This is a genomic window from Paenibacillus sp. RC67 (genome assembly GCF_030020805.1).
GTDB lineage: Bacteria > Bacillota > Bacilli > Paenibacillales > NBRC-103111 > Paenibacillus_S.
On sequence record NZ_CP125098.1, the window covers coordinates 711,067 to 723,788 of the forward strand.

The following is a 12,722-nucleotide window of genomic DNA, read 5'->3' on the forward strand; positions in this document are numbered from 1 at the left end:
TTTATTTTGGGTTCACATTATGTTATCAGATAATTATTAAGAAATGATTACCATTAACTGAATGAACGCTGAAAATCCCTACATATAAGTATTTTATCGGACAGTAGTCTTATCATAAAAAGACATCATAAGCTGCTACTTGGAAAAAAACAGTTTAACATACCTACATAGGTTTTATAAAGAGGCTTATATAGTAACATTTTCTTGTAATGGCTGAAAGTAAGGGTACTGTTGTCATCAGATGTTTGATATATAGTCAAATAAAAAAGCTGTTACTGGGATAGCTATAATAGTCTCAATCGTAATGCTCTTTAATAAAATCAATTAGCAAATATATAAATTAATAAAAGATAGTATGTACTACGATGATTACTTTGACCAAACAAACCAAGGGAGAACCTCTGACGGGGAATTCACATCAATGGTTTCCTTATACCCTTTGAATGAAGGTTCTGTATATTTCTCGTATCCTCAACAAAATTACGATTCTTTTCCGAGCTCATGCATATGATGGACAATTTTGGAGCCGAAAAACCATGCATCAGCATCTTGGAATAGATTCGAGTATGTTTGGGTCTGACTTTTCAGCAGGAGAAAATATTGGGTGGGGGCTATCGGATAAAGATTTTCTTGAGCAGTCCGTTCAGAGAATATCTACTTTACCGCAACCTTTTTTCTCATTCTTAATTACTCTTTCCAACCATCATCCTTATGATGCGCTGCCGGCACAATACAAGGTATTTGATGAGAAAGAGGGAAGTATGCTGGACAGATATCTAAACACGGTTCATTATACGGATATGGCAATCGGAGCATTCATTGATCAATTAAAGCAGAAAGGGCTTTATGACAACACGGTATTAGCTATTTATGGCGATCATGATAGTTCAATTGACATTAAGGATATCGCTACAGTTGTAAAAACAGATACGGACATTATTGATGCGTCAAAGTGGGATAAAGTCCCGCTAATTATTCATATCCCTGCCTACAAAAATAATACAACCAGTAATATTCCATCAGGACATCTGGATTTAACTCCAAGTCTGCTTCATTTGCTTGGTATCTCTACTGAAGATCATTTCTTCATGGGAAATGATTTGTTCGAGAACGATCCTTCCAGATTGGTTGTTTTCCGGAACGGTTCCTATGCAGATGAATCTCATTATTTTCTTACATTAAGTGGTTCGATTGCTGAGGGTCAGTGCTATGATCTTAAAACGAATCAATTGCAACCGAATAGCTCCTGTACTGCGAATGCTAATGAGGCTAGAAAGCGATTAGACATGTCCGATTTAATGATTCAAGGTGATCTAGTCCCGAGATTAAAGGCAGCTAACGAATCAAAAGAATAATCCCCCCACCAACTCCTATAACCAACCGGTTATAGGAGTTTTTATTTCCTCCCCTAACCTTGTCTGCATAATTGTCCAAGTCCCCACATAGACATGTTATCAGTTGAAATTAACTATGGTGGTGGAGGGGATTCGAATGCGGCGATTCACTTGGGTGATTGCCTTAGTCTTGAGCTTGAGCCTGGTTTTAGCTGGCTGCGGCAAGAAGGATTCGGGATCAGTGGTAAAGGATTTGGATTCGGTGGTGAACAAGCTGCAGAGCTATCAAGGCAGCGGGCGGATGGTGCTGCACACAGGGCAGGAGCCGCAGGAATATCAAGTGGAGGTATGGTATCAGAACCCTCATTACTATCGGATCTCATTGACGAATGCGAAGAAGGACATTACTCAGATCGTACTACGTAACGATGACGGGGTCTTTGTACTGACGCCACATCTGAACAAGAGCTTCCGGTTCCAAAGTGATTGGCCGGAAAATCAAGGCCAGGTTTATTTGTATCAATCGCTCGTCCAAAGCATTCTGATGGATAATGAGCGTCATTTTACAACGGATCAAAATGCGTATGTGTTCGATGTGTTGGCGAATTACCAGAACGGCTCGTTAGCGCGGCAGAAGATTTGGTTGGACAAAAAGAATTACGCACCACAACATGTAGAAGTGTCTGATGCTAATGCCAATGTAATGATGATTGTAGACTTTAATCAATTTGAATTCGGTAAGAAATTCGATAAGGATTCTTTTGATATGCAGCGGAATATGACAAGCTGGAACATCATGTCCCTGCCGACTTCGGTGCAACCGGGTACTCATGATGCTGGAACGATAGACGGTAAGGCGAACAGCACAGGTTCAGCAGGTGCTAACGGCTCAACAGGAGCCAAGGCAACAAACGGAACAAACACGCAAGGAACTGCTGGTGAAAAAGCGACAGGCACTACTAGTGGAGCAACAACCGGTAGCAGCACTTCCACGAACGGTACTAGCGGCGTTACAAACGGTAATGCAGGTACTAAGGCTGGAACAGGCGCTGCAGGCTCTACTGGAGCGAATGGAGCAGCTTCTGATGCAAGTAAGGGTACATCAACTGGAACGACAGGTAAGGGCACTAGTGCAGGTACTACAGCTCCAGTGGACAAGACGACATCCGGTACAACGGCTAACAGCGGCAGTACTGGTAGCGCAGCTCCGGCAGACAAGGCGACAACAGGAGCAGCCAGCGGCAATACAACAGGCACAACACCTAAAGGCGCAACCAATGGTGCAGGTGCAGCTAATCCAACTAACGGTACTACAACACCAGCCAATGGCTCCAGCACTGCCACAAATGGCGCCGCTGCCAACGGTACTGCCGCAGGCACTAAGGGCACCACTGCTCAGTCATTTGGAGTCATTGAGCCGAACTACATGCCTAACGGCGTGAAGAAACAGGACATTAAGATGATTAAGCTGGGGGATGAGGATGCGGTCATGCTTCGCTACTCAGGCAAGTACAATTACACGCTGGTTGAATCCCGTCCTGAGACTCAAACAGTAACTTCTCTCCCAGGCAATATCGTGGATTTAGGATTCACCTTGGCTGTCGTCATTGGGGATGAAAAGAAGACAATGACATGGACTTATGAAGGTGTTGAATTCAGACTTTCGACGGCGGATCTTCACCAAACGGAGATGATTAAGGTAGCTCAAGCCGTCCAAGATGAGATGGGTAAGTGAGAAATGACAAGTAATTAGTGGTCGAATACCCTGAACCTTCCATGCCTTTCTCCTATATTGATGTTGAATGGAGCTTGAGGAACGATTTAAATAATGAACTTCTTCCAATATTTAAGGCAAATAAGCAAGAAAAACGCGTATTAACACCTTCGAATTACCAAAAACTAACGTTTTCCTGATATCTGGCTGTTCAATATTTTGTTCATTGACACCTGTTGTAGATCGGATTACCATAGGTTTATTGAATGAAACATGGAAAACGACAAGGGGGAAGTTCCCTGCTAAAGGGAGCTTCCCTTGATTTTCGCAGAAGAAGGTGGACTTATGGATTCGTTTTACCGGCCTACAAGGGTGGAGATTTCGTTAGATGCACTACGGAGCAATTTGCTAGGATTCCGCCGAGTGCTGCCTGCCCATGTGAAGATGATGGCTGTGGTCAAAGCGGATGCTTACGGGCACGGAGCCGTAGAGGTCAGCCGGGAGGCACTGCAGTGCGGTGTCGAATATATTGCGGTGGCTTTTTTGGATGAAGGTTTGGAACTGCGGCAGGCGGGAATAACGGCACCGATTCTGGTGTTGGGCTACACGCCTCCTGAGGGCTTGGAGATGGCATGGGAATATGACATTACGGTCAATATGTATAGCTATGAGGTGCTGGAAGCATTTGAACGACTGCAGGCTAGGGAAAAACCGCTTAAAATCCATGTGAAGATTGACTCCGGGATGAATCGGTTAGGGCTTACTACAGAAACGGAAGCCATTTCGTTCATTGAGCGGGCGCTTGAAATACCGGGACTTCACGTCGAGGGGCTGTTCACACATTACGCTTGTGCGGATGAAGAGGACAAAACGTACACGCTGGAGCAGTATCGCCGTTTTGACCGGATTGTAAAGTATTTTGCCGACAAAGGCACGGAGTTTACCTATGTCCATGCAGGGAATAGCGCAGCAGCGATCGATTCTCCGGACTTAACCCATAACATGGTGCGTCTTGGTATCAGTATGTATGGGTTGTATCCATCGGAGGAAGTGAATCATCAGGTTATTGATCTAGAGCCTGTGCTCAGTATTAAAACTGGGGTGGTAATGGTAAAAACGCTCCCTGCGGACTCAGGTATAAGCTATGGGACGATCTATCGTACCCAGGGGAATGAAACGATTGCGACTCTTCCGATCGGATACGCTGATGGATTCTCCAGAATGCTGACCGGCAAAGCACAAGCGCTGGTTAGAGGGGAGCGCAAACCGATCGTAGGCCGTATATGTATGGACCAGTGCATGATGAATGTAACTGGGCTTGAGGATTTTCAGAAAGGCGAAGACGTCGTTATTCTGGGTACTCAAGGGGAAGGGAAGATTACGGCGGAAGATCACGCCGAGTGGCTCGGTACGGTCAATTACGAGGTTATTTGCATGATTTCTCACCGTGTGCCCCGTGTGTACATTCGTGACGGTGTGGTTGTATCTACGGTCAATCCACTGATGCGTCAAGGTTGGAACGCTCGCCAGTAAAGGCGAATAGTGTAACATTTTCCAACCATTTAATTAGAGGGAAAGTAGAGGAATTTCGGGTTTGGCCGCGAATATGTATAATACATACTTCTGTGGATTCTTATGACTTGGAACTCTATAGTGTAGTCAACAGGAGAGGTATAACATATTTGCTATACCTCTGGCATATACTCATCTTGTATAATTTTGCTGTATATTCGCCATAATGGTAATATTGCTTGTATTGTTTTTGGGGGTGCATGCTTGGTGTCCAATGCGCAGAACACTAAACGAATTATGATCAGCTTGCCGGACTATTTGCTGCAGGAAGTAGACGGTATTGTGGAGAAGGAAAACTCGAATCGCAGCGAATTTATTCGTCAAGCGATGAAGCTGTATTTGGTGGAACGGAAGAAACGTCACCTGAGGGAATCTATGCAGCGCGGTTATATGGAGATGGCGAAGATCAACTTACACATGGCTTCAGAGGCATTTCAGGCGGAGGAAGAAGCGGATAACACTCTTGACCGTTTAGTAAGCGGGGTGTAACTATTGATTGTTAAACGAGGCGATGTATTTTTCGCAGATCTATCACCGGTCGTTGGTTCCGAGCAGGGCGGTATCCGTCCCGTGCTCATTATTCAAAATGATATTGGGAATCGCTTCAGTCCTACGGTGATCGTAGCGGCGATTACGGCCCAAATTCAAAAGGCTAAGCTGCCTACACACGTAGAAATCGACGCGGAATCTCATGGATTTGACAGAGATTCTGTCATTTTGCTGGAGCAAATCCGCACGATTGATAAGCAGCGTCTGACAGATAAAATTACTCACCTTGATGAAGAGACGATGCGTAAAGTGGATGATGCATTGCAGGTAAGCGTGGGACTGATTGAGTTTTAACGCATTCATGGGATTGAAGCGAGGGACCGCGTGGGGGATCCCTCGTTTTTTAATTTTACCAGATAGGAAGAGTAATTTTCATTAAAGCAATTACCCTGTTGTTGATGCGCAGAATATTCCTTTTTTCACAAAAATGCACCCATAATGACGGTAGCTCATCTTTAAAGTCGCCTCAATAGAGGTTTTCTTATGTGCAATTATTTGATGATAAGCTGGGGCCCATTTAGGACCCAAGCAGCCTTACTAGTGGGAACAGTCGGAGGAGGACTTGGAGTAGATGTCGATGTCGAAAGATGAAGTGCTTCAGTTAGAGGATAACAAAGCAGGAACCGAGCTTAACGAAGAGGTGAAAGCGGCAATTCAAGAACGTATTTTGAAACAAATTGCAGGTGAGCTGCAGTTGGCTGCGGCCAAGGTTCGAGTTACGGTCGGATTGCTGGATGAAGGCAATACGATTCCTTTTATTGCACGTTATCGCAAAGAGATGACAGGGGAGCTTGATGAAAATCAGCTGCGAGACATTGAAGAAAGATTGGCTTATCTGCGCAATCTGGAGTCCAGAAAGCTGGAAGTCATTCGACTTATTGCTGAGCAGGACAAGCTGACGGATGAGCTGAAGCTCGCCATCGAAAAATCCGTTAAGCTGCAGGAGCTGGAGGATTTGTACCGCCCCTACCGCCAGAAGCGAAAAACTCGGGCAAGCGTAGCGAAGGAGAAAGGGCTGGAACCGTTAGCGACCTGGATGCTGGCTCAACCGCGTCAGGGTGATTTGCATGCGGAAGCGGGTAAATACATAAACGAAGAGAAGGGCGTTAAAACATCGGACGAGGCTATTCAGGGCGCGATGGATATCATCGCGGAACAGATTGCGGACGATGCCAAAATACGCGCATGGGTACGCCAGTATACATATGATCAAGGGATTGTAAGGACCGAAGCGAAGGATTCCGAGCAGGAATCTGTATATGAAATGTATTACAGCTATCAGGAGCCGGTTCGCAGGCTGCCTCCGCACCGGATTCTGGCAATTAACCGCGGTGAGCGGGAAGATGTGCTGAAGGTGTCGCTGGAGGTTCAGACCGACCGTATCCACGATTATATTGGCCGTCAGATGATCAAGGGTCCATCCGTAGTTAAGGACACGCTGCAGGCTGTTGTAGAGGATGCTTACAAGCGATTGCTAGCTCCTTCTATAGACCGTGAGGTTCGGAATGAAATGACGGAGAAAGCGGAAGAAAAAGCCATCGAAGTGTTCGCCGAAAACTTGCGGAACTTGCTGCTCCAAGCTCCGATCAAAGGAAAAGTAGTGCTTGGCGTTGACCCGGCTTATCGGACAGGCTGTAAGCTAGCCGTAGTGGATGACACAGGCAAAATGCTCGAAATCGCCGTTACCTATCCGACGCCTCCTAATAATAAAGTAGCTGAGGCGAAAGCAAAGTTTCGTAAGCTAATTGAATCCTATGGGGTAGAGCTGATCGTTATCGGCAACGGTACGGCGTCACGGGAGACAGAGCAGTTTGTAGCGGAATTGATTGGAGAGATTAAGGAACGTCGATTGCAATATTTGATCGTCAACGAAGCGGGAGCCAGTGTGTATTCCGCCTCCAAGCTGGCGCAGACTGAATTCCCAGATCTTGATGTAGCGGAACGTAGTGCGATTTCGATTGCACGTCGTTTACAGGACCCGCTGGCGGAGCTCGTTAAAATCGAGCCAAAGGCGATCGGTGTAGGCCAATACCAGCATGATGTGACGCAAAAGAGACTGGACGAAAGCTTAACCTTTGTTGTTGAATCTGCCGTAAACCATGTCGGTGTGGACGTGAACACAGCTTCACCTTCACTGCTCTCGTATGTATCGGGGATTAACAGCACGCTGGCCAAAAATATCGTGAAATACCGTGAAGATAACGGTAAGTTCATCAGCCGGACTCAGCTTCAGAAGGTGCCACGTCTTGGAGCTAAGGCTTATGAGCAATGCGCCGGATTTCTGCGCATCAGCGAGGGAAAAAACCCGCTGGACAACACACCGATCCATCCTGAGTCCTACGACGTGGTGGACAAGCTGTTTGGCGAGCTTAAGCTGAAGCTGTCCCAGCTGGGCTCTCAGGAGCTCAAGGATATGCTGCAGCACGTAGAGCCAGCAGAGCTGGCAGTTAAGCTTGGCGTAGGGGTACCGACGCTGCGCGATATTCTGGACAGCCTGCAGCGCCCTGGACGCGATCCCCGCGACGAGCTGCCTGCGCTGATTTTCCGTACAGATGTATTACAGATTGAGGATTTGGCGCCAGGAATGGAGCTTCAAGGCACAGTGCGCAACGTGATCGACTTCGGAGCTTTTGTCGATATTGGGATTAAAAATGATGGGCTTGTCCACATTTCTCAATTGAGCGATTCCTTTGTGAAGCACCCGATGGATGTGGTATCCGTAGGGGATACCGTAACCGTCTGGGTATTAAGTGTTGATTTGAAAAAAGGCAGAGTCAGCTTGACTATGAAAAAGCAGTAAGACGTACAAAGCGAGAGCTTGAACGGAAAGTTTACAGGTCGAGCTGCCTGTTGCGGTTATCTAAAGATGTGCATCAGAGGTATGGTATCTAATAGAGGTTCAATCCTAACGTTGATATGAATCTGGCCTCTTGATTATAGGTACAGAAAAATAGAGCATAGTCGGAGACGATTCTCCGTGCTATTGCTCTATTTTTTTTCTAGATATGAGTTTTATTAAAGTTGTGAAGATGAGGATTCCTCCGAGTCGCTTCTTCGCGTTCGATAGAAAAACCAGCAATCGTTCAGCAACCTGATTTGCCTGCGGTTTTTGTTATAGAATGCTCGCATTAGTTGATTGCAAAGCCATTGTGGCAAATGAATCAGCCCCTTCCCGCCCTTCCGTTATGCACCTTCATGCTCTCGGTATAGCATATGGTTAGGTGGGCAGATGGGTGCAGGTCCTAATTCGCGAGTTCTTCCTCGTCCTCGTACCATTGCTCCAATTGAGCTTGAAGCGCACGAATCTCGGTCAACAAGGAAACTAGCGGATAAGCTTGCTCATTAATAGAAGAGAAAGCCTGCTCCAGTTGATTAATGTAGTCCAACCCATGATGCAGCTTATACTCGAGATTGACTATATCCAGACCGTCGCACTCGGCAATGACCTTGGGAAGAGAGGGGACGTTAGATGCGGTCAGTTTCTCCAATTCTTTATGAAGACGAAGATTTAATGCTGTTAATTGATACAAGTGCGAAGCGGGCAACTCGACAAATTCGATTTTGGTGCCCAACTGCAGGATGGCGTATTTCATTTTGGACATGAATAGGGACTCCTCTCGTGCTTGCTGCTCGTTATATCCGATGATAAACTATCTACTTGACAGTGTAGCCTATGATGCGGTTACAATTCAAGTGAGAATCCGAAAGAAACGTGGGTGGGCACAGTGGATGACCAGCAGCTGCAGCAATGGGTGGAGCAAATATCTTTGGACTCCTTTGGACGTCCGTTTCTTCACAAGGCGCGGTTTAATCGCAGGTTGACCTCGACGGGAGGCCGTTATTTTACCAAGACGCATGATATTGAGATCAGCTCGCATCAGCTTGAGCAATTCGGCATGGAAGACGTAGAAAAAATTATCAAGCACGAATTGTGCCATTATCATCTTCATCTGTTGAAAAGAGGCTACCAGCACCGGGATGCGGATTTTAAGTCGTTACTGAAGCAGGTTGGTGGGACAAGGTTTTGCCGATCTTTGCCAACGGTCAAACGCCGTGAGCCTTATCGATATAAACTTGTATGTACCGTGTGCAAGACGGAATATTTGCGCAAAAGAAAGCTGGACCCGCGTAAATATGCCTGTGGAAATTGTAGGGGGAAATTGAAGCTGCATATGCTTGACTTAAAGCAAAATTCATGATAAATTAAAAATTGTTATTCCCTGATAGCTCAGTTGGTAGAGCACTCGACTGTTAATCGAGTTGTCACAGGTTCGAGTCCTGTTCGGGGAGCCAAAGCTTTGGAGAGATACCCAAGTGGCTATAAGGGGACCCTCTGCTAAGGGGTTAGACTGCGTAAGTGGTGCGAGGGTTCGAATCCCTCTCTCTCCGTACAATAAAAGGGCCGTCCGTGAGGACGGTTCTTTTTTATTTAACAGCATTTATTTTGTGACTTTCCATCCTTGGTACGGGAGGGAAATGTGGATCGAGGGGAGGCCAGCCCCAGGTCAACCAGCAGGCCGTCTCTCTTACTGAATTATGTACACAGCATTTGTGATGCTCTAACAATAACAAGTATGTATTAGTCCTGAAGATCTCTCTTGTAAGATAAATAAACGAGTATGGCTAGTGACATGATGATGATGAGTAATAAAATAGACAGGGATTCTTGGTAATTCAGAACCCAATACACGGAGACAAAAACGGTTAGTATCCCGATTGTGTTGACTATCGTCTTTATCTTTTTAAAGCCTGATACATTACGGTTAAGGTACAGGTTGTGAGGAGGTCGCATAATAAAGGAAAAACCGTAATGAAAGCGATACAACAGATAAGCAGTGGTATAGGAAGCTAACTCGCAGGACAACTGAATAATAAATGTCCCCCAGTTGGCAGGCTGCTGCGCATCGTCAGTGGTAACGAGTCCCGAATGCAGCAGGCCGAAATAGACGAGAATCAGTATTCCGTTAAAGGCAAGATATCCAATAGCTGAGACGTCTATCGCATGGACGAATCTGACTTTAACCAGAAACCTCAATAATAGAATGCATAAACTGAATTGAATGGCCAGATCATAGCTTGGAATATCCAGCACCATCCGGTTTAAATAAGATGCTATCGATAAGACCGACCCGATGATCGTCAATTGGGGCCAATATTCCCAGAAGGGCCACCGGAACGTTTTGAATATGAGCGCAAGAATGGCTATAACGTCCAGAAAACCCAGCAGGAAGTAGAGAAACGTTTGCAACACTATCACCTGTCTCCTGGATGTTTTGAATCTAAATCCATTTTTTCCACTTAAAAATAAGCCATAAGAGCAAGCTGACTCCAATCATCACTCCCCACGCATAGGCGTAACCCCAATCCCAGCTTAGCTCAGGGATATTTTTGAAATTCATGCCATAGACTCCGGCGATGAACGTCAGGGGCAAAAAGATGGAGCTGATGATTGTTAATGTCTTTATGATCTGGTTCATGCGGTCCGTCTTCATGTTCACCTGAAGCTCCAGCAGGGCGGTGAACGATTCTCTGAATATTTCTAGGGAATCGAGGACACGCGAAATATGATCATAAATATCAATGAAGTAAACATCGGTTTCCTGACGCGTGTACGGAAATGTATGGTGGCTGATGGAGCCTACAATCGTTTTCTCATCGAGAACAATACGGCGAAACTTGTGCATGGATCGTTTAAGATGGAAGATTTCGTGAGATACCTTGAGATAGGGATTCACGAAAAGATTGCGCTCCATATGATCCACTTGATCTTCAATATGATTCGTTATTTCGGTGTAATCATCCACGCAAAGGTCGAGCAAACGATGCAGGATGTAACCTGGATGATCCGTTCGTTCTTTTACAGCTAGTAATTGTTGTCTCAGCACCTCGAATAGTTGAAGTTGTTTTTTGCAAATCGTAATGATGTAGTTAGAGCCTATGATAATCCCGATTTCCACTGGAGTCAGTCTTTTATCGACAATAGCAAAAAAGGTCAGGAAAATGTGATCCTTATACCGGTCCATCTTGGGACGCTGATTCAGCTTGATGCAATCTTCCACAACAAGAGGATGGCAGTGAAACATGTCCTGAACGACCCGCTTAACTTCTGCAGGCTCGGGATTAGGCAAGTGAATCCAGACGGTTTCTTGGGTGTAAGGAGGCCGGATATTTTCTTCGGTCACTTGATCTGTGTCCGGATTACGCACGATCATCATTACGTTCACCTCATTGTTCAAAGCATATCATACAATGGTTTCCAAGACGAAAATATTATTTTAAAAAAGGGCTTGTCAATTACAATACATTCGGATATAATAACTTTTGTCGTCAAAAAGGCAGCATGATTACACACAACGAGGCCCGTTGGTCAAGGGGTTAAGACACCTCCCTTTCACGGAGGTAACAGGGGTTCGAATCCCCTACGGGTCACCACTCATTTCGAAGGTAATCGAATTGAAAAGCATGCCTTGATAAGAGCCATTAGCTCAGTTGGTAGAGCACCTGACTTTTAATCAGGGTGTCGAAGGTTCGAGTCCTTCATGGCTCATGTTTTATATCCCTCATTATTTTTTAACTTGCGGTTGTGGTGGAATGGCAGACACGCCATCTTGAGGGGGTGGTGGGCGTACGCTCGTGGAGGTTCGAGTCCTCTCAACCGCATTCATCTAAACAGACATAATCCCTTGGCAGCAAGGGATTTTTTTATTACCTCCAAATGCCTATTCACTATGATTTTGCTGATAGGAGTGATTCATATAAGTGTCGCAAAGCGTTGGAAATTTATTGTATGGCTGATACTCAGCTGCTTTTGGATCGTGCTTATATTTGTCAAATCCGCCCAAACCTATGCAGAGCAGGATATTCGACCGCTCCTTGCCGAATGGCTCCCGTTAGACTCTCTGTCCCGTTGGATGCCCCACATAGAGTTTTATTATGACGGTGGGTTGGTCACATGGACGAAGCCTTATGATTTTATTGAATTTTTCATCCGCAAAGGCGGTCATATAACGGAATATGCAATCCTTTGCTTTCTGGTCGTGATGACTTTGCTGTCCAAGCCAATCAAGACGGGAGCCTCCCTAGCAATAGGCGGCATCTTCTCCATTCTGTACGCAGCTTCCGATGAATGGCATCAATCGTTCGTTCTAGGCCGTACCGGCCATGCGATCGACGTCATGGTGGACACAATCGGCGTCGTGCTTGCAGTGCTCGTCATAGCTGTTGTAAAGCTGTTTTTGCGCAAGCGCAAGGCGCATTAAAGAAAATGCATTCTGCATCCGATATATACAGGGACGCTTCTCTATCTTAGGAAAAGAAAGGAGCCCGCAAAATGGATGTAAACAGCATCAGCTCGGCTTCAACTGCCATTAGCGCTAACGCGCTGCAGCAGTCCGTTGATATTGCCGTGTTGAAAAAAGCAACCGATGCGCAGACGGATCAAGTCAATATGCTGCTGCAAGGCATGACAGCGGCTCAGCACCCTTATTTGGGACAAAGCTTGGATTTGAAAATTTAATTATTATTTATAGTAGATCAGCAGGAATGAGAACGGC

Annotated in this window: 13 protein-coding genes and 5 tRNA genes; 14 read left to right on the top strand and 4 right to left on the bottom strand. The window is 45.7% G+C overall.

Translation table 11 applies throughout. The features are described 5' to 3' along the window. Nucleotides 1–443 precede the first annotated feature (443 nt). The 6 genes from QMA13_RS03250 (at nt 444) to QMA13_RS03275 (ending at nt 7,969) form a co-directional block, all read left to right on the top strand. Complete coding sequence (locus tag QMA13_RS03250) at nt 444–1,355, top strand: LTA synthase family protein (protein ID WP_282939493.1); 912 nt, start codon at nt 444–446, stop codon at nt 1,353–1,355. Nucleotides 1,356–1,491: 136 nt separating this feature from the next. After that, nucleotides 1,492–3,069, top strand: coding sequence for a LolA family protein (locus QMA13_RS36515; protein ID WP_481858128.1), 1,578 nt, complete (start codon nt 1,492–1,494; stop codon nt 3,067–3,069). Between the two features lie 324 nt (nt 3,070–3,393). Further along, nucleotides 3,394–4,581: an alanine racemase gene (gene alr / locus QMA13_RS03260; protein WP_282939494.1), complete on the top strand. Its 1,188-nt coding sequence runs from the start codon at nt 3,394–3,396 to the stop codon at nt 4,579–4,581. A 246-nt stretch (nt 4,582–4,827) separates the two neighbouring features. After that, nucleotides 4,828–5,109, top strand: coding sequence for a CopG family ribbon-helix-helix protein (locus tag QMA13_RS03265; RefSeq protein ID WP_028553084.1), 282 nt, complete (start codon nt 4,828–4,830; stop codon nt 5,107–5,109). A gap of 3 nt (nt 5,110–5,112) precedes the next feature. Continuing rightward, nucleotides 5,113–5,463: a type II toxin-antitoxin system PemK/MazF family toxin gene (locus QMA13_RS03270; RefSeq protein WP_028553083.1), complete on the top strand. Its 351-nt coding sequence runs from the start codon at nt 5,113–5,115 to the stop codon at nt 5,461–5,463. Between the two features lie 283 nt (nt 5,464–5,746). Beyond that, nucleotides 5,747–7,969 (top strand): Tex family protein, encoded by a 2,223-nt coding sequence (locus QMA13_RS03275; protein ID WP_282943231.1) that lies wholly within the window; start codon nt 5,747–5,749, stop codon nt 7,967–7,969. Nucleotides 7,970–8,184: 215 nt separating this feature from the next. Here the strand turns inward: QMA13_RS03275 and cmpA are convergent, their stop codons facing one another. Together cmpA and QMA13_RS03285 are read right to left on the bottom strand one after the other, a co-directional pair. After that, entirely contained in the window at nt 8,185–8,325 is a 141-nt protein-coding gene (gene cmpA / locus QMA13_RS03280) for a cortex morphogenetic protein CmpA (protein WP_282939496.1), read from the bottom strand. 86 nt (nt 8,326–8,411) lie between these two features. After that, nucleotides 8,412–8,771: a hydrolase/acyltransferase gene (locus QMA13_RS03285; RefSeq protein ID WP_282939497.1), complete on the bottom strand. Its 360-nt coding sequence runs from the start codon at nt 8,769–8,771 to the stop codon at nt 8,412–8,414. A 123-nt stretch (nt 8,772–8,894) separates the two neighbouring features. Between QMA13_RS03285 and QMA13_RS03290 the strand changes: the two genes are divergently transcribed. From QMA13_RS03290 to QMA13_RS03300, 3 genes are all read left to right on the top strand, one after another. Then, the gene (locus tag QMA13_RS03290) at nt 8,895–9,368 is read left to right on the top strand and encodes a SprT family protein (RefSeq protein WP_282943232.1); all 474 of its coding nucleotides are present in this window, start codon (nt 8,895–8,897) and stop codon (nt 9,366–9,368) included. Nucleotides 9,369–9,386: 18 nt separating this feature from the next. Next, nucleotides 9,387–9,462, top strand: a tRNA-Asn gene (locus tag QMA13_RS03295). 7 nt (nt 9,463–9,469) lie between these two features. Then, nucleotides 9,470–9,558: transfer RNA gene (locus tag QMA13_RS03300), tRNA-Ser, on the top strand. A gap of 190 nt (nt 9,559–9,748) precedes the next feature. Here the strand turns inward: QMA13_RS03300 and QMA13_RS03305 are convergent. Together QMA13_RS03305 and corA are read right to left on the bottom strand one after the other, a co-directional pair. Continuing rightward, nucleotides 9,749–10,420: a hypothetical protein gene (locus QMA13_RS03305; RefSeq protein ID WP_282939498.1), complete on the bottom strand. Its 672-nt coding sequence runs from the start codon at nt 10,418–10,420 to the stop codon at nt 9,749–9,751. Nucleotides 10,421–10,448: 28 nt separating this feature from the next. Beyond that, nucleotides 10,449–11,384 (bottom strand): magnesium/cobalt transporter CorA, encoded by a 936-nt coding sequence (corA, locus tag QMA13_RS03310; RefSeq protein ID WP_282939499.1) that lies wholly within the window; start codon nt 11,382–11,384, stop codon nt 10,449–10,451. Nucleotides 11,385–11,526: 142 nt separating this feature from the next. Between corA and QMA13_RS03315 the strand changes: the two genes are divergently transcribed. The 5 genes from QMA13_RS03315 to QMA13_RS03335 all read left to right on the top strand — a co-directional run bounded on the left by QMA13_RS03315 (nt 11,527) and on the right by QMA13_RS03335 (nt 12,685). Beyond that, nucleotides 11,527–11,601 (top strand) — tRNA-Glu (locus QMA13_RS03315). Between the two features lie 42 nt (nt 11,602–11,643). Further along, nucleotides 11,644–11,716 (top strand) — tRNA-Lys (locus QMA13_RS03320). A gap of 30 nt (nt 11,717–11,746) precedes the next feature. Then, a tRNA-Leu gene (locus QMA13_RS03325) sits at nt 11,747–11,829 on the top strand. Nucleotides 11,830–11,897: 68 nt separating this feature from the next. Beyond that, a complete protein-coding gene (locus tag QMA13_RS03330) occupies nt 11,898–12,428 on the top strand; it encodes a VanZ family protein (RefSeq protein ID WP_282939500.1) in 531 nt (176 codons plus the stop codon). Nucleotides 12,429–12,499: 71 nt separating this feature from the next. Then, nucleotides 12,500–12,685, top strand: a complete 186-nt coding sequence (locus tag QMA13_RS03335; protein ID WP_282939501.1) for a YjfB family protein — start codon at nt 12,500–12,502, stop codon at nt 12,683–12,685. Nucleotides 12,686–12,722 lie beyond the last annotated feature (37 nt).

Excerpts from the sequence above, each read along its gene's own strand:
- QMA13_RS03250 (WP_282939493.1), top strand. The coding sequence starts at position 444 with ATGAAGGTTCTGTATATTTCTCGTATCCTCAACAAAATTACGATTCTT.
- QMA13_RS36515 (WP_481858128.1), top strand. The coding sequence starts at position 1,492 with ATGCGGCGATTCACTTGGGTGATTGCCTTAGTCTTGAGCTTGAGCCTG.
- alr (WP_282939494.1), top strand. The coding sequence starts at position 3,394 with ATGGATTCGTTTTACCGGCCTACAAGGGTGGAGATTTCGTTAGATGCA.
- QMA13_RS03275 (WP_282943231.1), top strand. The coding sequence starts at position 5,747 with ATGTCGAAAGATGAAGTGCTTCAGTTAGAGGATAACAAAGCAGGAACC.
- QMA13_RS03285 (WP_282939497.1), bottom strand. The coding sequence starts at position 8,771 with ATGTCCAAAATGAAATACGCCATCCTGCAGTTGGGCACCAAAATCGAA.
- corA (WP_282939499.1), bottom strand. The coding sequence starts at position 11,384 with ATGATGATCGTGCGTAATCCGGACACAGATCAAGTGACCGAAGAAAAT.
- QMA13_RS03330 (WP_282939500.1), top strand. The coding sequence starts at position 11,898 with ATGATTTTGCTGATAGGAGTGATTCATATAAGTGTCGCAAAGCGTTGG.
- QMA13_RS03335 (WP_282939501.1), top strand. The coding sequence starts at position 12,500 with ATGGATGTAAACAGCATCAGCTCGGCTTCAACTGCCATTAGCGCTAAC.